The sequence below is a fragment of the Pseudomonas bubulae genome (assembly GCF_037023725.1).
In the GTDB taxonomy this organism is placed as follows: Bacteria; Pseudomonadota; Gammaproteobacteria; order Pseudomonadales; family Pseudomonadaceae; genus Aquipseudomonas; species Aquipseudomonas bubulae.
The window spans coordinates 1,536,888-1,555,441 of the sequence record NZ_CP146077.1 but is presented as its reverse complement, the minus strand read 5'-3'; the positions used below and the strand labels follow the sequence as shown (position 1 = coordinate 1,555,441).

The 18,554-nt window shown below is 57.7% G+C and carries 17 protein-coding genes and 7 tRNA genes; 11 read left to right on the top strand and 13 right to left on the bottom strand.

Going from position 1 to position 18,554, the window contains the following annotated elements; translation table 11 throughout:
- Window positions 1-77: 77 nt before the first annotated feature.
- Complete coding sequence (gene nadC / locus V6L81_RS07255; RefSeq protein WP_095001607.1) at window positions 78-926, top strand: carboxylating nicotinate-nucleotide diphosphorylase; 849 nt, start codon at window positions 78-80, stop codon at window positions 924-926.
- 122 nt (window positions 927-1,048) lie between these two features.
- On the opposite strand, the gene V6L81_RS07250 is transcribed toward nadC, so the two are convergent.
- The 4 genes from V6L81_RS07250 to V6L81_RS07235 form a co-directional block, all read right to left on the bottom strand.
- A complete protein-coding gene (locus V6L81_RS07250; protein WP_095001608.1) occupies window positions 1,049-1,540 on the bottom strand; it encodes a methylated-DNA--[protein]-cysteine S-methyltransferase in 492 nt (163 codons plus the stop codon).
- Window positions 1,541-1,542: 2 nt separating this feature from the next.
- Window positions 1,543-3,033 carry an AlkA N-terminal domain-containing protein gene (locus V6L81_RS07245; protein ID WP_338660580.1) on the bottom strand — a complete coding sequence of 497 codons (1,491 nt, stop codon included), beginning with the start codon at window positions 3,031-3,033 and terminating at the stop codon, window positions 1,543-1,545.
- Between the two features lie 115 nt (window positions 3,034-3,148).
- Window positions 3,149-3,224, bottom strand: a tRNA-Thr gene (locus tag V6L81_RS07240).
- A gap of 157 nt (window positions 3,225-3,381) precedes the next feature.
- Window positions 3,382-3,789, bottom strand: coding sequence for a prepilin-type N-terminal cleavage/methylation domain-containing protein (locus V6L81_RS07235; protein WP_095001615.1), 408 nt, complete (start codon window positions 3,787-3,789; stop codon window positions 3,382-3,384).
- Window positions 3,790-4,000: 211 nt separating this feature from the next.
- Here V6L81_RS07235 and V6L81_RS07230 point away from each other — a divergent pair, with 211 nt between their 5' ends.
- From V6L81_RS07230 to yacG, 4 genes are read left to right on the top strand one after another with little or no spacing between them, the layout of a single operon-like run.
- Window positions 4,001-5,218 carry a type II secretion system F family protein gene (locus V6L81_RS07230; protein ID WP_095032556.1) on the top strand — a complete coding sequence of 406 codons (1,218 nt, stop codon included), beginning with the start codon at window positions 4,001-4,003 and terminating at the stop codon, window positions 5,216-5,218.
- Entirely contained in the window at window positions 5,215-6,081 is an 867-nt protein-coding gene (locus tag V6L81_RS07225; RefSeq protein WP_338660579.1) for an A24 family peptidase, read from the top strand. The genes V6L81_RS07230 and V6L81_RS07225 overlap by 4 nt, the downstream gene beginning before the upstream one ends.
- A 1-nt stretch (window position 6,082) precedes the next feature.
- Window positions 6,083-6,706, top strand: coding sequence for a dephospho-CoA kinase (gene coaE, locus V6L81_RS07220; RefSeq protein ID WP_095020319.1), 624 nt, complete (start codon window positions 6,083-6,085; stop codon window positions 6,704-6,706).
- On the top strand, window positions 6,703-6,906 hold the full coding sequence (yacG, locus tag V6L81_RS07215) for a DNA gyrase inhibitor YacG (protein ID WP_016779444.1): 204 nt from the start codon (window positions 6,703-6,705) through the stop codon (window positions 6,904-6,906). Before coaE ends, yacG begins: the two co-directional genes overlap by 4 nt.
- Window positions 6,907-7,018: 112 nt before the next feature.
- Here yacG and V6L81_RS07210 read toward each other — a convergent pair whose 3' ends face one another.
- A complete protein-coding gene (locus V6L81_RS07210; protein ID WP_095032559.1) occupies window positions 7,019-7,708 on the bottom strand; it encodes an energy-coupling factor ABC transporter permease in 690 nt (229 codons plus the stop codon).
- Window positions 7,709-7,817: 109 nt separating this feature from the next.
- Between V6L81_RS07210 and V6L81_RS07205 the strand changes: the two genes are divergently transcribed.
- The 4 genes from V6L81_RS07205 to V6L81_RS07190 all read left to right on the top strand — a co-directional run bounded on the left by V6L81_RS07205 (window position 7,818) and on the right by V6L81_RS07190 (window position 10,567).
- A complete protein-coding gene (locus V6L81_RS07205) occupies window positions 7,818-8,447 on the top strand; it encodes a DUF1780 domain-containing protein (RefSeq protein WP_095001620.1) in 630 nt (209 codons plus the stop codon).
- Window positions 8,444-8,971: an MOSC domain-containing protein gene (locus tag V6L81_RS07200; RefSeq protein ID WP_095020318.1), complete on the top strand. Its 528-nt coding sequence runs from the start codon at window positions 8,444-8,446 to the stop codon at window positions 8,969-8,971. The genes V6L81_RS07205 and V6L81_RS07200 overlap by 4 nt, the downstream gene beginning before the upstream one ends.
- A gap of 54 nt (window positions 8,972-9,025) precedes the next feature.
- Window positions 9,026-9,199: a DUF3094 family protein gene (locus V6L81_RS07195; protein ID WP_088378952.1), complete on the top strand. Its 174-nt coding sequence runs from the start codon at window positions 9,026-9,028 to the stop codon at window positions 9,197-9,199.
- Between the two features lie 66 nt (window positions 9,200-9,265).
- A complete protein-coding gene (locus V6L81_RS07190) occupies window positions 9,266-10,567 on the top strand; it encodes an NAD(P)/FAD-dependent oxidoreductase (RefSeq protein ID WP_095001623.1) in 1,302 nt (433 codons plus the stop codon).
- Between the two features lie 147 nt (window positions 10,568-10,714).
- Here V6L81_RS07190 and V6L81_RS07185 read toward each other — a convergent pair whose 3' ends face one another.
- Window positions 10,715-12,112 carry a glutamate decarboxylase gene (locus V6L81_RS07185; RefSeq protein ID WP_095001624.1) on the bottom strand — a complete coding sequence of 466 codons (1,398 nt, stop codon included), beginning with the start codon at window positions 12,110-12,112 and terminating at the stop codon, window positions 10,715-10,717.
- Window positions 12,113-12,283: 171 nt separating this feature from the next.
- On the opposite strand from V6L81_RS07185, the gene glsA reads away from it, so the two are divergent.
- Window positions 12,284-13,237 carry a glutaminase A gene (gene glsA, locus V6L81_RS07180; protein ID WP_095001625.1) on the top strand — a complete coding sequence of 318 codons (954 nt, stop codon included), beginning with the start codon at window positions 12,284-12,286 and terminating at the stop codon, window positions 13,235-13,237.
- A 15-nt stretch (window positions 13,238-13,252) separates the two neighbouring features.
- A complete protein-coding gene (locus V6L81_RS07175; protein ID WP_095001626.1) occupies window positions 13,253-14,785 on the top strand; it encodes an amino acid permease in 1,533 nt (510 codons plus the stop codon).
- A gap of 118 nt (window positions 14,786-14,903) precedes the next feature.
- Here the strand turns inward: V6L81_RS07175 and V6L81_RS07170 are convergent.
- From V6L81_RS07170 to clpB, 7 genes are all read right to left on the bottom strand, one after another.
- Window positions 14,904-14,979, bottom strand: a tRNA-Lys gene (locus V6L81_RS07170).
- Window positions 14,980-14,995: 16 nt separating this feature from the next.
- Window positions 14,996-15,071 (bottom strand) — tRNA-Asn (locus tag V6L81_RS07165).
- Window positions 15,072-15,190: 119 nt separating this feature from the next.
- Window positions 15,191-15,267 (bottom strand) — tRNA-Pro (locus V6L81_RS07160).
- A 92-nt stretch (window positions 15,268-15,359) separates the two neighbouring features.
- Window positions 15,360-15,435: transfer RNA gene (locus V6L81_RS07155), tRNA-Lys, on the bottom strand.
- Between the two features lie 5 nt (window positions 15,436-15,440).
- Window positions 15,441-15,517: transfer RNA gene (locus V6L81_RS07150), tRNA-Pro, on the bottom strand.
- A gap of 9 nt (window positions 15,518-15,526) precedes the next feature.
- Window positions 15,527-15,602 (bottom strand) — tRNA-Asn (locus tag V6L81_RS07145).
- A 306-nt stretch (window positions 15,603-15,908) separates the two neighbouring features.
- Window positions 15,909-18,476, bottom strand: a complete 2,568-nt coding sequence (gene clpB, locus V6L81_RS07140; protein ID WP_094999335.1) for an ATP-dependent chaperone ClpB — start codon at window positions 18,474-18,476, stop codon at window positions 15,909-15,911.
- Window positions 18,477-18,554: the final 78 nt, after the last annotated feature.

The following is an 18,554-nucleotide window of genomic DNA, read 5'->3' as shown; positions in this document are numbered from 1 at the left end:
CATGTGACTCTTCGCACACCTTGGGTTCACCGGTGGCATGCCCCTATAATCGGCGCACTTTGTTTGTGGAGCTCGTTATGCCGAATTTACGCCTGGCCGACCTCACTGCCGAAATAGAAGCCAACGTGCGCCGTGCGTTAGCCGAAGATATTGGCAGCGGCGATATCACCGCACGGCTGATCCCGGCCGAGCGCCTGGCCAAAGCCACGATCATTACCCGTGAAGCAGCAGTGATCAGCGGCACAGCCTGGGTCGACACTGTGTTCCGCCAGCTTGACCCTCGGGTTGCCGTGCATTGGCAGGTGGCCGATGGCGATCGCGTGAGCCCCGACCAGGTACTGTTTCATCTTGAAGGCCCGGCCCGCTCGCTGCTCAGTGGTGAACGTAGCGCGCTGAACTTTCTGCAAATGCTGTCAGGCGTCGCCACCCATGCCCAGCACCTCGCTGATCAGGTGGCCGATACGCGGGTCAAGCTGCTGGACACACGCAAGACCCTGCCGGGTTTGCGTATGGCGCAAAAGTACGCGGTAACCTGTGGTGGCTGCCACAATCACCGTATTGGTCTGTACGACGCCTTTTTGATCAAGGAAAACCATATCGCTGCCTGCGGCGGTATCGCGCAAGCCATCAGTGCCGCGCACAAGATTGCCCCTGGCAAGCCGGTTGAAATCGAAGTGGAAAGCCTGCAAGAACTGAATGAAGCGCTGGCGGCAGGTGCGGATATCATCATGCTCGACGAACTGAGCATGGATGACATGCGCGAAGCGGTACGCCTGAACGCGGGCAAGGCCATGCTGGAAGCCAGCGGCGGTATCAACGAGTCGACCTTGCGTCCGATCGCCGAAACCGGCGTGGACTACATCTCGATTGGCGCCATGACCAAGGATGTGAAGGCGGTGGATCTGTCGATGCGGTTGAGCCTGTAAGCCCTGCACACCTTTGCTGTGGGAGCGGGCTGGCTCGCGATGGCATCACTGGGGTTCGCCTGATACACCGCGGTGCCCGCATCGCGAGCAAGCCCGCTCCCACAAAAAGCACAGGTTTTGCATCAGCCGTGCCGGCGGCACTTGATCTCATGCTCTAGCAGCCATTGCTTGGCTGCCAGACCTCCGGCAAAACCGGTCAAGGTGCCATTGCTGCCAATCACCCGATGGCACGGGATGATGATCGGGATCGGATTGCGCCCGTTCGCCGCTCCCACTGCCCGGGACGCCTTGGGCCGATGGATCTGCTGTGAAATCTGGCCGTAACTGGTGGTTACCGCAAAGGGAATGGTGGTCAGGGCCTGCCATACCGACTGCTGAAAGTCGGTGCCTAGCGGCTTGAGAAACAGGTCGAACGTCTGACGCTCACCCGCAAAATATTCCTCCAGTTGACGGCGAACTTCGGCAAGCTTTGGTGGCGAATGCACCCACCCGTCCTGTGGTACATGGGGCCGGCGATCCAACTCGAAACGCACTTCGCGCAACCCTTCATCATCAGCGACCAGAAACAGTGGCCCAATCGGTGATGGCATTTGTTCGTAGTAAATCTGCGTCATGTTCACACCTTGCGCGCTGTAATCGAATCGGTAGCTGCGCGCCATAAATACATCACGGAATAGGCCCGCCACGGGCGCCAGCTTTCAGCCAGTGCCTGCAGCGCTTTGGTACTTAACGGCTCACCCTGGGGGTTGGCTTCACGGCGCAGAATCAGATCGGCGGCCGGAAATGCATCTGGGTGTTTGAGCACGCGCATGGCGATGTAATGCGCGGTCCATTCGCCAATACCGGGCAGTTGTACCCAGCGCTCGATAAAACGCTCCAGGGGTTGCTCCACGGCGAAGTCGACACGCCCTTGTGCAAGGGCGCGGGCGATGCCCTGGATCGTATTGATGCGCGCCTGGGTTATGCCCATTTGCCCAAGATCGGCTTGGGCCAGCTGCTCAGGGCCGGGAAACAGACGATCCAGCCCCGAGCCCTTGTCGGCTTCAATGGCAACACCATGGCGCTGCACGATTCGACTGGCCAGGGTGCGTGCTGCAGCCACACTGACTTGCTGCCCCAGCACGGCCCGCACCGCCACTTCAAAACCGTCCCAGCCCCCCGGCAATCGCAGCCCCGGATAACGCCCGATCACAGGCGCCAGCAGCGGGCTGGCACTCAAGGTACCGGCGATGGCCAGCGGGTCGGCATCCAGATCGAACATGCGCCGAATCCGCGTGACCACCGCCAGCATCTGCCCCGGTGGCACATTGCGCAGCTCCAGCTGCAATGCATGCTGCTCACCCGGCCAGGCGCTGACCCTCAGCCAGCCGGGAGCTTCAGGGCTGCCAAACACCCGCTGATAACTGTGGCCATCGACCCGTTCGATACCGGGCAAGGCCCGGGTCTGCAGAAAGCCCAGCAAGGCTGCAAAGTCGTAAGGCGGGCGATAGCCCAGGCGCAACACCAGCGCCTTGTCTGCCCGTGTCTTCGGGCTGCGCCTGAAGGCACGGGGCTCGGCATGATTGGCTTCGGCAAAAGCCGCATTGAAACGACGCAGACTACCAAAGCCGGAAGCCATTGCCACTTCAGTGATCGACAGGTCGGTTTCGGTCAATAGTTGCTTGGCAAAAAGCAGGCGCCGGGTGGAATGCACGGCCATCGGCGGCGCCCCGAGATAGTGAACAAACAGACGACGCAATTGCCGCGCACCGATGTCCATGCGCTCAGCCAACTCTTCCAGCGAGTGCTCTGCCAGGTAACCCTCATTAATCAGCGTCAAGGCGCGCGACACCAGATGCTCGCCCTGCAACCAAAGCTGATTACCCGGTGCCAGCTCGGGCCGACAACGCAAACAGGGGCGAAAGCCTTGGGCCTGAGCCGCTGCCGCGCTGGGGTAATAAACCACGTTTTCGGCTTTTGGCGCACGGGCCGGACACACGGGGCGGCAGTAGATCCGGGTGCTGAGTACGGCAGTGAAAAACACCCCGTCAAACCGCGCATCACGGCTCAGGCGAGCGATTTCGCAGGCAGCGGTACTGGGCGTTGACAGGCGGTTATCTGTATTCATGGTCCGCAGAATAGCACCGCGTTTTGGCCGATTCTCGCCATTTTCGGACGTCAAAGTGCCTGGTGCTGCCCCTGAACGAAAAAGCCACCCGGCATTGACCGGATGGCTTTTTAAATGGTGCCGGAGACAGGAATCGAACCTGCGACCTTCGCGTTACGAGTGCGCTGCTCTACCGACTGAGCTACACCGGCGGTATCAGTAAAACTAGCAGCGCTGGCAAAAACCGGCAATTGCCGCATGTGTGCCGCTGCAGGAGCGGGCCTGCTGACCAAGGTTGTTGGTAAATCGCGATATTCTTGAGCCCTTGGCGCCCAGGCTTCACACACTCGGCATTACGACCATCGCGGGCTATTTGCACGCACCGCTGGCCAGGCAGGTACCATTTTGCGTCCAGTTCAGGGTGCCCCCCGAATTGCTCGGGGTCGGCACCAATACGCTGACCCAGCCGCCTGCTGCCTGGGTCCCCGCCATGGTAATCACACCATCGACTACCGTCATGCCCGCTGCCAGGTTTTCCGTCGCTTCGGCCGGCCCCGGGATGCCGTTGGTGCCCGCATCACAGGCCATCAGATCATTGGTCTGGCTGTAGCACAGGGCGACGGCAGTCTTGTAGGTATTGCTGATGGTGTTCACCTCGGCAAAACGGGTCTTCATCACGTGCTCGTGGTAAGCCGGAAATGCGAACGAAGCAATCAGACCGATAATTGCAACCACAATCATCAGTTCGATCAGGGTGAAGCCTTGTTGTTGTTTCACATGAAGTCTCCAGAAAAGGGGCACCCACAGGTGCCAGGCAGTGCTGTGCAGGCAAAAAAGTGCGCACAGGCTATCAAGGTTAGTGGGCAGTTGCTCCACAACTGCATCGCTGACACTTCTGGTCACTCTCAACTTGCCGGGTCAAGGCTCGGTGCATCTAGTCTTTGGGCTTACAGCACAGCCGGGCGCGCCGCGCTCCAAGGATCGATGCATGGCAACACAGGCCGTTAAAAACAGCCTTTACCGGTGGGAAGGCACCGATCGAAATGGCATTAAAACCAGCGGGCAAATCACGGCGGAACACCACACAATGATTCGGGTCCAGCTACGCCGCCAAGGTATTACCGTTAGTAAAATCCGCCGCCATTACAGTCACACACTGAATGCGGGCAAATCGGTCACGGCACTGGATATCACCCTGTTCACCCGCCAACTGGCTACCCTGATCAGCGCGGGCATAACTATGCAGCAAGCTCTGAAGGTTATCGCCAACGGTTTCGAGAGCCGTGCCATGCGCCAGCAGGTCACCGAACTCCAGCAAGACATCGGCGCAGGCACCAGCCTGTCGGCGGCGCTGCGCAAAAAACCGGCACATTTCGATCCTCTGTTTTGCAGCCTCGTCGAAGCTGGCGAACTGGCCGGGGCTCTGGACGTGTTGCTGCAACGGGTGGCGACCTACAGGGAAAAGACCGCCACTCTGAAAAAGAAAATCAAAAAAGCCATGACCTACCCCAGCGCCGTGCTCGTGGTCGCGCTGGCGGTGTGCGGCATTTTGTTGATCGAAGTGGTTCCGCAGTTCCAGGGCGTTTTCCGCTCATTCGACGCGCAACTGCCAGTGCTTACCTTGTGGGTGATCGGCCTGTCTGACAGCCTTCAGGCGCATGGCCTGTGGCTGCTGCTTTTTTGCGGCATCACCCTTGCAGGCCTTCACCATCGCTACAAGCACTGCGCAACCTGGCGCCAGCGCGTTGATCGCTGGCTGCTGAAACTGCCCGTCATGGGCAATCTGCTGCACATGTCAGCAATGGCCCGTTTTGCCCGCACGCTGTCGACGACCCTGGCTGCCGGCGTGCCATTGCTCGAAGCGCTGAACTCCGTAGCCAGCGCCACTGGCAATAGCCTGTACAAAGACGCGGTGCTACGACTGAAGAAGCAGGTTGCAACGGGTAGCCAGATCCATGTGGCCATGGCCGCTGCCGGAGTATTCCCGGGCATGGCAATCCAGATGACAGCTATTGGCGAAGAATCCGGCACATTGGACAGCATGCTTGACCAGGTTGCCGCCTATTATGAAAGCGAGGTCGACACTCTGGTCGACAACCTGACAACCTTGCTGGAGCCGATAATCATGGTGGTACTTGGAGTCATGGTTGGCGGGCTGGTCATCGCCATGTACTTGCCGATATTCAACCTTGGCCGGGTAATATGAGCATGATTGATTTGCTGAGCCGTCACCCCGACGCTTTTATTACCTGCGCGCTGATACTCGGCTTGCTGGCAGGCAGTTTTATCAATGTGCTGGCGTGGCGATTGCCAAAAATGCTTGAACAGGAATGGCAAGCCCAGGCCCGCGAGGTGCTGGATTTGCCCGAGCCAGCCAAAGGTCCTGTGTATAACTTGCTGCGCCCGCGCTCTCACTGCCCCAATTGCCGGCATTCGCTGCGCGTACGGGAGAACATCCCGCTACTGAGCTACCTGTTTTTGCGTGGTAAATGCTCGCAGTGCAAAAGTGCCATTAGCCTGCGCTATCCCCTTACGGAACTGACCTGCGCGGTATTGTCGGCTTTTGTCGCCTGGCATTTCGGTTTTGGCGCCCAGGCGGGCTGGATGCTTCTGCTGACCTGGGGGTTATTCGGCATTTGCCTGATCGATATCGAGCATCAAATCGTGCCTGATGTGCTGGTTTTGCCTCTGCTGTGGCTGGGATTGTTGCTCAACAGCTTCTCCCTGTTCACCACTTTGGGGCAGGCCGTATGGGGGGCCGCGCTGGGCTATGCAAGCCTGTGGTCGGTGTTCTGGATATTCAAACTGGTCACCGGCAAGGACGGCATGGGCTACGGCGATTTCAAGTTGCTGGCCGTACTCGGGGCATGGGGCGGGGTTGCGGTTCTGCCGCTAACCCTCCTGCTCTCTTCACTGCTGGGGGCGACGGTGGGGCTGGGGCTTTTGGCCATGCGCCGGGCCAAAACCAGTACCCCGATCCCCTTTGCGCCGTATCTGGCAATTGCCGGCTGGATTGCATTGCTCTGGGGTGGTCAAATAACCGGCTTCTATTGGCAGGTTTCGGTTTGACATGATGACTCCACCCTCCAAACCCTGGATTCTCGGGCTTACCGGCGGTATCGGCAGTGGTAAAAGTGCCGCTGCCGAGCACTTTGCCGCGTTGGGCATACATGTGGTGGACGCCGATCATGCGGCGCGCTGGGTCGTTGAGCTGGGACGCCCGGCGCTGGCCAGTATTGCCGAACACTTTGGAGCACAGGTGCTGCAAGCCGACGGGCAACTCAATCGTGGCGCATTGCGCCATCTGATCTTCACCGACCCCGAGCAACGCCGCTGGCTTGAAGCACTGCTGCACCCACTGATTCGTGAAGAGATCGCAAACAATCTGGCACAGGCGAAATCGCCTTACGCCATTCTGGTTTCGCCGCTGCTGATCGAGTCCGGCCAATACACCACAACTCAACGTGTACTGGTGATCGATGCACCGCAAGCCCTGCAGATGCAGCGTACCCTTGTGCGTGACAACACCACCGAACAGCAAGTCCAGGCCATTCTCAAGGCACAGGCCAGCCGCGAAGATCGCCTTCGTCACGCTGACGATGTGCTGGTCAATGACAAGGATCTGAAGGCGCTGCAGACTGAGGTCGAGCGCCTGCATCACTTTTATTTAACTTTGCGTGGAGGCCAACCATGACCAAACCTATGACCATCGACTGCCCGACCTGTGGCACAGCCGTGCAATGGGATACCACCAACGCTTTTCGCCCGTTCTGCTCGGACCGCTGCAAGCTGATCGACCTGGGTGCCTGGGCCAGCGAGGAACACAAGATCCCGGTCAGCCCGGATGCTGAAGATGATCTGTTTTCCGAAGACCTGAGCGAGCGCTTACATTAAAAGCCAAATCCTGTAGTCGCTGACGAGGTACGAAGGCTGCGATCGAGCCCGAAGGGGTCGTGCTTTAAAAGAGCACAGGCCCTGCGGTTTATCTCGCAGCCTGCGTCGGCGATTACGGCTTTTCTCCATCATCCTTCCATGGCGCCGCCAGGTAGCGGGTGCGGTTAAAGGTCTCAAGCCACTCCGGGCAGAACACCACCAGTGCGGTTACCAGCATCCCGTTGATAAACGCTTCGGGAAAGATGATCAGCCACAGATAGCCGACAAAGTCCTCCAGCCAATACGGCATGACGAACAACCCGTCCAGCCACAACACACCCAGCACCGCCCCTATGCACAGCAACGCCGCCAACGCTGCGGCAAAAAAACCCGAGCAAAAGATATACACAAAGGGGTTACGCGGTTGCGCACGCTCGACCATACGCGCACACCCTTCGGTCACTGCTATCGGCAACAGAATCAGCAGCACGCCGTTGACACCCATCGCGGCCAACTCCTGACGCCCCAGCAACACCAGTCCGACTTGCGCCAGAAGCGCACCGACCACTGCCAGCGGCCAGTCGAGCAGCAACGTGACCACCGTCAGGCCAATAAAGTGGTAAGACACCCCGCCATCAAAGTCACGCCGTACCAGCCAGAGCAAAAACACCCCGAACACCGTGCCAAACAACAGGTGCTGGCGCCGCGTATCGGTAAACAGCTCAACCCAGGGAGCACGCCAGATGGCCCACAGCACAACGGGAACATAGATCAGCCAGCCGATGACCAGCGTTTGTGTGGATAACACCTGTGTACTTATCATCGGCCTTGCCCTGCCTTGTCAAAACACACCGTTCAACCCTCCCTGTCGGATGCGACTGAGTCTACACCCGGACTTTCAGTAACACCTGTTTCAAGGCTAAGCTGCGTGCATGGACGACTCAGATTATTTACGCCTGCTCACCATTCAGGCCGAGCAAGCCAATGCCTTTTTATCCAATGCCCGCAAATGGGAGCGTGAGCGTTGGGTCTGCCAGCGCCTGTTGCAAGGCCTGAATATCCCCTACCACAGTGAAGACTTCCGGCAGGCGGGCCAGGAGCCTCCCGATGTGCTGTTCGGCGATGCACGCTTTGAGGTGTTCTTTGTCCTCGATGAGGGCCGGCGCCTGAACGATGAATGGCGCGCGGAACTGCAGCGCAGGCGCAGCGCCTACTCCCTGAGCCAATTGGTCCGTCGCGAAGCACGGCCCAAACGGATTCCGGCGAGCAAGCTGTTGCAGCGGCTGGGCCCCACCCTGCATAAAAAAGCCACTAACTACAAAGAGCGCGATATCGACCTGGGGCAGCTGGATATCATTGCGTTTTCCAGCCTCAAGCGCGAAGTGCTGGACCTTAACAGCCACTTTCCGCCGCCGACTGAATATTTGCGCCAGGGCTGGCGCTCGCTGTCGCTGGTAGGGCCGACCTTTGCCCGGGTGCTGTTTGCCCAACCGGACGCACCGGATTTTTTGCGCAACAACCTGGGACGCAGCATTATTTTTGATGTGGGTATCAGCCTGTGAGCCCGTTGCAGGCGCTTATTGCCAATGTGCCGCAAACCGGGCGCGTGTGCTGGATCGGCGTACGCCCCGAGTCCCGGGCAGACATGCTCGAACTCGACGCGGTTGAAGCCCGCCGCGAAGCCGGGCTGACCGGCGATCATGCCCGGCCCGGCGCCCGCAATGCCCGCCAGGTGACGCTGATACAATGGGAACACCTGGCCGTTATCAGCTCACTGCTGGGGCGCACGGCGGATCAACCGATCCTGGCGCAGGACTTGCGCCGCAACCTGGTGATCCGCGGAATCAACCTGTTCAGCCTCAAAGGCCGGCGCTTCAAGGTTGGCCAGGCCATTTTCGAAACCACTGGCTGGTGTCAGCCTTGTGCCCGACTGGAGCAGCGTCTGGGCCAGGGGACTTTTCAGGCGGTACGTGGCCACGGCGGGATCACGGCCCGGGTAATCGAAAGCGGGATCATTCGTCTAGACGACGAACTGCGGGTCGAGCCATTAGGCCCGCACGGCTATGCTTCATTTCATCCCGGTTGATCAATGCTGTAGCTTTTACACACCCAGCAACGTCTATTTGACGAGGCCAAAAATATGCCCAGTCGCCTGAACCCCGATGATCTGAAGCGTGTCGAAGAGTACCTTCAATTGCCACAAAATCAGGTTGAGCGCCGCCCTTTCAGGCCCTGGCTGCTCCTTGCCATAGTGGTGATCGCGGTGATCGGCATGGGCCTTTTGAGCCGCCTCCTGAGTTACCTGGCGCTATGAGCTGCATTGCGCTCGCCCGGGGCCACTCAGGCACAGAATTTTTTTCAAGCCTTGTGAGTGATATCCATGACCCATCGTATTGTTATCGTCGGCGGCGGCGCCGGCGGCCTGGAGTTGGCGACCCGCCTGGGCAAGACTCTGGGTAAGCGCGGCAAGGCCAGCGTCACGCTGGTCGATGCCAACCTGACCCATATCTGGAAACCGCTGCTGCATGAAGTTGCTGCCGGCTCATTGAACTCATCGGAAGACGAGCTCAACTACGTCGCCCAGGCCAAATGGAATCACTTTCAGTTCCAGCTGGGCCGCATGAGCGGGCTGGATCGTGAACTGAAAAAGATCTCATTGTCGGCAACCCTCGACGAAAACGGCCAGGAACTGGTACCTGCCCGCGAGTTGGGTTACGACACCCTGGTGATTGCGGTGGGCAGTACCACCAATGACTTCGGTACCAAAGGCGCGGCCGAACACTGCCTGTTCCTCGATACCCGCAAGCAGGCCGAGAAATTTCATCAGCAACTGCTCAATCATTACCTGCGTGCCCACGCAGGGCAAAGCGATACGCTCGAACAGATCAGCGTGGCCATTGTCGGCGCAGGTGCAACCGGAGTCGAGCTGGCTGCCGAACTGCACAATGCCGCCCACGAACTGGCAGCCTATGGCCTGGACCGGATCAAGCCGGAAAACATGCATATCACCCTGATCGAAGCGGGCCCACGGGTATTGCCTGCCCTGCCGGACCGTATCGGCGGGCCTGTGCATAAAACCCTGGAAAAACTCGGGGTCACCGTGCTGACCAACTCCGCAGTCAGCGAAGTAACTGCTGACAGCTTGATAACCAAAGATGGTCAGGTGATTCCTGCAAGTTTGAAGGTTTGGGCTGCGGGCATTCGTGCACCTGGCTTCTTGAAGGAAATTGCCGGGCTGGAAACCAACCGCATTAACCAGTTGGTGGTACGCCCTACCCTGCAAACCACCCGTGACGAGAATATTTTTGCCTTTGGCGATTGCGCCGCCTGTCCGCAACCCGGCACCGACAAGCTGGTGCCGCCTCGCGCCCAGGCTGCTCACCAGCAGGCGTCGTTGCTGGCCAAGTCGCTGAAATTGCGCATTGAAGGTAAAACTCAGCTGCCGGACTACACCTACCGCGATTATGGCTCGCTGATTTCCCTGTCGAGCTTTTCGGCTGTGGGTAACTTGATGGGCAGCCTGATGGGTACCGTTATGCTGGAAGGCTGGTTGGCGCGGATGTTCTACATCTCGCTATATCGCATGCACCAGATGGCGCTGTACGGCACCTTCCGCACCTTGATGCTGATGCTGGGCAGCAGGATCGGACGCGGCACCGAGCCGCGCCTGAAACTGCACTAAGTGCGACTACTCTGTAGTCGCTGCCGAAGGCTGCGACAGTAAAAACTGCAACTGTGGGAGCGAGCCTGCTCGCGAAGGTCGTTCGCGAGCAGGCTCGCTCCCACAATAGGGCTTGATCTACAACAGAGTATCTACAGCGCCGCGTAATCAGCGCCCCGCGTGATTACCCGCCTCGGCTTCACGGCCTTTAAAGCCGTGGGGCTGATGCTCGTCAAAGAATTTCACCGCGCGCACAAAGTCCTCCAGCAACAACTTGGCCATGTCGATCGACATACCCTGCTTCACCAGAATCCGCTGCACCACTACGTTCTCGACATTTGCCGGCAAGCTATACGCAGGTACCAGCCAGCCACGGGTGCGCAACCGGTCTGCCAGGTCATACAGCGAATATGAAGTTTTCGCCCCTGGCTTCAGACGCCAGGTCAACGCCGGAATCCCCAGCTGCGGGTCACCGTTATAGAGCATCTCGAACGGTCCGACCTTGACCAGTTCAGCCGCAAGAAACTGTGCCGTCTGGTAGCAGGCTGAATGAATACGCTCATAGCCTTCACGCCCCAGACGCAAGAAGTTGTAGTACTGCGAGATGATCTGCCCGGCCGGACGTGAAAAGTTAAGGGCGAACGTAGGCATATCACCCCCCAGATAATTCACATGAAACACCAGCCCTTCAGGCAGTTCCTTTTCATCCCGCCAAACCACCCAGCCCGCGCCCAGCGGAGCCAGGCCGAACTTGTGCCCGGAGGTACTGATGGACTTGACCCGCGGCACGCGGAAATCCCAAAGAATATCCGGCGCACAAAACGGAGCCAGCATCGCGCCACTTGCACCGTCGACGTGCAGATCAATATTCAGACCCGTGCTTTTTTGCAAGTCATCCAGAGCATCGGATAACGGCTTTACGGTTTCATACAGCCCGGTGAACGTCTGGCCAAAGGTCGGCACTACGACGATGGTATTTTCATCGACCCGCTCCAGCATGTCCTCGGGGGTCATAAACCAATGCCCTTCCGACATCGGCACTTCACGAATTTCGACGTCCCAGTAACGGGCAAATTTGTGCCAGCACACCTGCACCGGACCGCACACCATATTCGGCGTAGTTGTCGGCTTGCCTGCCGCCTTGCGCACCGCACGCCAGCGCCACAATGCAGCCAGACCACCCAGCATGCAGGCTTCGCTGGAGCCTACGGTGGAAGTACCGATGGTGGTAGCCGCTTCCGGCGAATGCCATAAGTCCGCCAGCATATGAATACAGCGGTTTTCCAGCTCCGCAGACTGCGGGTACTCATCCTTGTCGATCATGTTCTTGTCGATCGACAGGTCCATCAACTTGTGGACCTCGTCCTCTTCCCACGTCTGGCAAAAGGTCGCGAGGTTCTGCCTGGAGTTTCCATCCAGATACAACTCATCGTGGACCAGTTGGAAAACCTCACCCGGCGCTTGCTCAGCCTCGGGGAACAGCTTGATTGCAGCGGCATGAGCCAGCGCAGAAGAACCAAATACGGGGTCGACGTCCTTGTTGCGCTTGATACGGTGCAGTGCCATGTGAACTCTCCTTGAGTATTGGTCAATCTATGAGCCCGCCGTTGCAACTCTGGCTCAGCTTCGGCCCAGCCAGCATAGCCAAGCATTTGAGGTCTGCCGTCCGATTTCCGACCACCGTGCATTTTCCGATCTATAGTCTCGATTCTCGATAGTACTCACGGAGCGAGCACGATGAAGCAAAGACCCACGACCGTAGACAGCACGGTAAAACAGGCGCTGGACCAGTCCCTGCAACGGTTTGCCAGCAATCAGCACGGCAAGAACGCCAGCTACATCCCTTACCTGGCCTCAGTGCCATCCCATCTGTTCGGCATCAGCATCATGTTCTGCGACGGTACCCATGCAGAAGTCGGCGACACCGATTACGCCTTCGCCATCGAGTCGATTTCCAAGGTATTCACCCTCGCCCATGTACTCGATGAAGTGGGACCGCAAGCCTTGCGCAGCAAGATCGGTTGCGACCCCACAGGTGAGCCGTTCAACTCGGTGATTGCCCTGGAACTGCATAAGGGCCGACCGCTCAACCCCTTTGTAAACGCAGGCGCCATGGCCACTGTCAGCCTCCTCGAAGCCGATACGGCGCAAGCGCGCTGGGACCAGATCCAGGCGACTTACAACCTTTTCGCCGGGCGTGAACTGACGGTCAACGACGAGGTTTATCAATCGGAAGCCAAGACCAACCAGCACAACCGCGGCATTGCCTGGCTATTGCAGAGTTACGGCTATATGTACGCCGACCCGATGGAAGTGTGCGCCGTCTACACCCGTCAATGTTCCGTGGCGATCACCTGCCATGACCTGGTGACCATGGGCGCTACCCTGGCCAATGGTGGCGTCAACCCGATCAGCGGAAAACGCGCGGTTCGGGCCAACAACGTGGCGCCAATCCTCTCCGAGATGACCCTGAATGGCCTGTATGACACCACCGGAGACTGGTACTACAAAGTCGGCCTGCCGGGAAAAAGCGGGGTCGGCGGCGGCATTCTGGCGGTGGTTCCGGGGGTGTGCGCCATCGCCGCCTTTGCCCCGCCACTGGACGGAGCCGGTAACAGCGTTCGCGGTCAACTGGCCGCCGAATACCTTAGCCGCACGCTCAATCTGAGCCTGTTGCACGAATTCGCGTAAGGGAGCGGGATACTTATGGCTACCACCAGCAAAGCTAAAACCTACATGTCCTGGCTGACCATCTGCTTTATGATGGTTGCCGCTGTTGCCAGTATTCGTTCGTTACCCAGCATGGCCGTCTATGGTCTGGGCTCGGTCTTTCTCTATGTCATCCCCGCACTGCTGTTTTTCATTCCGGTATCCCTGGTCGCCTCTGAACTGGGCACAGGCTGGAACGGCGGGATTTATGGCTGGGTAAGACAAGCCTACGGCGACCGCCCGGGCTTTTTCATCATGTGGTTCATGTGGGTACAAGTGGTGGTCTGGTACCCGATTGTGCTCGGGTTTGGCGCCAGCACCATGGCGTATCTGATCAACCCTGAACTGGCCAAAAGCGGTGTATTTACTGCCGCCGTCATCATCGTTTTATACTGGCTATCGACATTTGTGGCACTTAACGGGCTGACAGCACTGTCGAAGCTGACGTCATGGTTCATGCTGCTGGGCACCGCATTACCCGCCGCGCTGCTGGTTTTGCTCGGCGTCGCCTGGCTGGTGCTGGGGCATAAATCAGCCACCCCGTTGACTTGGGATGCCTTGATCCCGGCCATTTTCGATACCCACTCCACAGTCAAATCCGGCTCGCGCAACCTGCACCCGGACTTCTGGCAGGAATTTACCGGCGCCATTACCGGCCTGGTACTGATTGTGAGTAACTTCCTGGCGTTTGCCGGTATCGAAATGAACGCCATTCACGCCCGTGAATTGCGTAACCCGCAAAAGGAAATGCCCCGGGCGATTCTCTTGGCCTTCTTTATGATCCTGCTGGTGTTTATCCCGCCCACGGTGGCGATTTCGCTGGTGGTACCCGCTGACTCAACCAGCCTTACCGCCGGGGTTATCCAGGCTTACGCTGCGTTCTTCCAGGGCTTCGACATGCCATGGGCAACCCCGATCATGGCCATTTTGCTGATTATCGGTGCGTTGGGCGGGGTACTGGCCTGGACTGCCGGGCCGTCTACCGGCTTGCTGTTCGTCGGTAAGGCCGGAATGCTTCCACCTGTGATGCAGGAAGTGAACAAAAAAGGCGTGCAAAAAAACATTCTGTATTTACAGGCCGTTATCGTCACGCTGCTGTCGACGATTTACATCTTTCTCGACAATGTATCCGATGCCTTCTGGATGATCAGTGCGATGGCTGCGCTGATGTACCTGATCATCTACGTATTCATGTTTATGGCGGCCATGAAACTGCGTAAAACACAGCCCAATGTAAAACGCGGCTATGTGCTCAAGGGGCTGCATGGCTGGTGCTACCTGGGGTTGTTTTCAACCTGCGTGGCGCTAATTTTCGGCTTTATTCCGCCCAACAGCTTCAGCAGCATGCCGTTTTTCGAATATGCGGGGATTTTGTTGCTGGGATTGATCGTCGCAGGCGTGCCGCCGTTTATCTTCTATGCATTGCGCAAGCCGTCATGGCAGATGGTGCCCAAGGCAGAAGCAGATCAGTATTCGGCCGCGCTGCAGGATCTTCAGGACGCGGACAACAAGGCTGCAAACCCAAGCTGAAGCAAAAACCTCGTAGCAGCTGCTGAAGAACGAAGGCTGCGACTACAGGGTTACGTTTCCTACAGGCATAAAAAAAGCGTCCAATGGACGCTTTTTTTATGGCTACTGGAGCCGAACATGGTGGGTCGTGTGGGATTCGAACCTACGACCAATTGGTTAAAAGCCAACTGCTCTACCAACTGAGCTAACGACCCAAAAATTCTTTGAAACTGGCTCCACGACCTGGACTCGAACCAGGGACCCAATGATTAACAGTCATTTGCTCTACCAACTGAGCTATCGCGGAACTGCATATTTCAACTTTTACAACAATAAAAAAGCGTCCGTAAGGACGCTCTTTTATGGCTTCTGATGCAACTGGCATCAGCGCCTTATTTTCTATACCCATTACTGCCGGGCAGAAAATGGTCGGGGTAAGGGGATTCGAACTCCTGACATCCTGCTCCCAAAGCAGGCGCGCTACCGGACTGCGCTATACCCCGGTAAAAAAAAGCACCTTCAAGAGGCGCCTTCTTCGATCAGTGCTTTTGGCCTCTGATCTTAAGATCTAACCCCAGCGAACTGGAGCCAAAAATGGTGGGTCGTGTGGGATTCGAACCTACGACCAATTGGTTAAAAGCCAACTGCTCTACCAACTGAGCTAACGACCCAAAAATGGTCGGGGTAAGGGGATTCGAACTCCTGACATCCTGCTCCCAAAGCAGGCGCGCTACCGGACTGCGCTATACCCCGGCTTGAAAATGGCTCCACGACCTGGACTCGAACCAGGGACCCAATGATTAACAGTCATTTGCTCTACCAACTGAGCTATCGCGGAACTACATATTTCAATTTGTAACGTTGTTGCCTTACTGCTTAGCAACACTCTTCGAGTTCTTCGCATCGCTGCGTTGGCGTCTCTGAGGTCGGCTATTCTACAAGCTTTAAAAGCCTTGTCAACCCTTATTTTTCGTTAGAAGACAATTACTTAGCTCTTCCAGCGGGCTTCTCGGTTTGGGCCAAGTCGCTATTACGGGTTGCTTGCTGCGGGGCGCATATTACAAGCGTTTTCCTTACAGATCAACACCCTAGAAAAAAAAGGCCTCGCAAAGCGAGGCCTCTCTTAAAACACCGCTTTCAAACCTTATGCGAAGACGATTTCGTCGTCCTTCACGCTGGCTGTCACGGTGGTGCCAGGCAAGAACTGACCGGACAGGATCAGTTGTGCCAGCGGGTTTTCGATCCAGCGCTGGATCGCACGTTTCAGAGGGCGTGCGCCATAAACCGGGTCGTAACCAACCGCAATCAGCTTGTCCAGAGCATCCTGGTTCAGCTCAAGGCTCAAGTCACGCTCAGCCAGACGACTGCGCAGACGACCCAACTGGATTTCGGCGATGCCAGCAATCTGATCACGGGCCAGAGGCTCGAAGATCACCACTTCGTCGATCCGGTTCACGAACTCCGGACGGAAGTGGGTGCTGACCGCATCCATCACCGCTGCACGCTGTGCCTCGCGATCGCCCACCAGCTCCTGGATCTGTGCAGAGCCCAGGTTGGAGGTCATCACGATCACCGTGTTGCGGAAGTCCACGGTACGGCCGTGGCTGTCAGTCAGGCGACCGTCTTCCAGCACTTGCAGCAACACGTTGAACACGTCCGGGTGAGCCTTCTCGACTTCATCCAGCAGGATCACCGAGTAAGGCTTGCGCCGTACCGCTTCGGTCAGGTAACCGCCTTCTTCGTAGCCCACATAGCCTGGTGGCGCACCAATCAGTCGAGCCACGGAATGTTTCTCCATGAACTCGGACATATCGATCCGCACCATCGCCTCTTCAGTATCAAAGAGGAACTCGGCCAGCGCCTTGCACAACTCGGTTTTACCCACACCGGTCGGGCCGAGGAACATGAACGAGCCGCTAGGACGGTTCGGGTCACTCAGGCCGGCACGGGAGCGCCGCACGGCGTTGGACACAGCCACTACGGCCTCGTCCTGGCCAATCACGCGCTCATGCAACAGGCTTTCCATTTTCATCAGCTTGTCGCGTTCGCCTTCGAGCATCTTGGAGACCGGGATACCCGTCCACTTCGATACCACTTCCGCGATTTCCTCTTCAGTCACTTTGCTGCGCAACAACTGGTTTTCAGTTTTGCCGCTGTGCTCGTCGACCATCTGCAGGCTGCGTTCCAGATCAGGGATGATCCCGTACTGCAACTCGGCCATGCGGTTGAGGTTGCCGCTGCGGCGGGCCACTTCAAGCTCCTGGCGCGCCTGCTCGATTTTCTGCTGGATCTGGGCAGAGCCCTGCACTTCGGCTTTTTCCGAGGTCCAGATCTCTTCGAGGTCCGAATATTCGCGCTCGTGACGCTCGATTTCTTCCTGCAATTTCTCGAGGCGTTTTTTCGCGGCCTCGTCTTCTTCTTTCTTCAACGCCTGGGCTTCAACCTTCAGTTGAATCAAGCGACGTTCAAGACGGTCCAGTACCTCAGGCTTGGAGTCGATCTCCATGCGGATACGGCTGGCAGCCTCGTCCATCAGGTCAATCGCCTTGTCCGGCAACTGCCGGTCGGTGATGTAACGATGGCTGAGTTTGACCGCCGCAATGATCGCACCGTCGGTAATCGCTACCTTGTGGTGAACCTCATAACGCTCTTTGAGGCCACGCAGGATCGCAATGGTGTCTTCTTCGCTCGGCTCGTCCACCAGTACTTTCTGGAAGCGACGCTCAAGTGCTGCGTCCTTCTCGATGTATTGGCGGTACTCGTTGAGCGTGGTCGCACCCACGCAGTGCAACTCACCGCGAGCCAGTGCAGGCTTGAGCATATTGCCCGCATCCATGGCACCCTCGCCTTTACCGGCGCCAACCATGACATGCAATTCGTCGATAAACAGGATGACTTGCCCTTCCTGCTTCGACAGCTCGTTAAGCACTGCTTTCAGGCGCTCCTCGAACTCACCGCGGAACTTGGCACCGGCAATCAGCGCACCGATGTCCAGGGACAGCAGACGTTTGCCCTTGAGGCCGTCAGGCACTTCGCCATTGATGATCCGTTGTGCCAGACCTTCGGCAATCGCGGTTTTACCCACGCCAGGCTCACCGATCAGTACCGGGTTGTTCTTGGTACGGCGCTGCAGGACCTGAATGGTGCGACGAATTTCATCGTCACGACCGATCACCGGGTCGAGCTTGCCCTCTTCGGCGCGCTTGGTCAGGTCAATGGTGTACTTGTCCAGCGCCTGGCGTGACTCTTCAACGTTCGGGTCATTGACCGCTTCGCCGCCACGCAGGTTGTTGATGGCATTTTCCAGGGCTTTCTTGCTCACGCCCTGACCCAGCAACAACTTGCCCAGCTTGCTGTTGTCGTCCATCGCCGCCAGCAATACAACTTCGCTGGTGATGTACTGGTCGCCTTTTTGCTGCGCCAGACGATCCGCCTGGTTCAACAGACGTGCCAAATCCTGCGACATGTTTACGTCGCCAGTCGGATTCTGAATTTTTGGCAGCTGATCGAGCTCTTTGGTCAGCTCTTTACGCAGGCTGTTTACATCGAAACCGACTTGCATCAGCAACGGCTTGATCGAACCGCCCTGCTGTTCCAGCAATGCCTGCATCAAGTGCGCAGGCTCGATGGCCGGATGATCGAGGCCAACGGCCAATGACTGAGCATCGGACAACGCCAATTGCAACTTGCTGGTTAATCTATCTATACGCATTCGTCACCTTCCTTATGAGCAGGCCGGAGGGATGGAAACTCCTGAATGAAGAAACCTGCCAGATACCATAGTAGATGC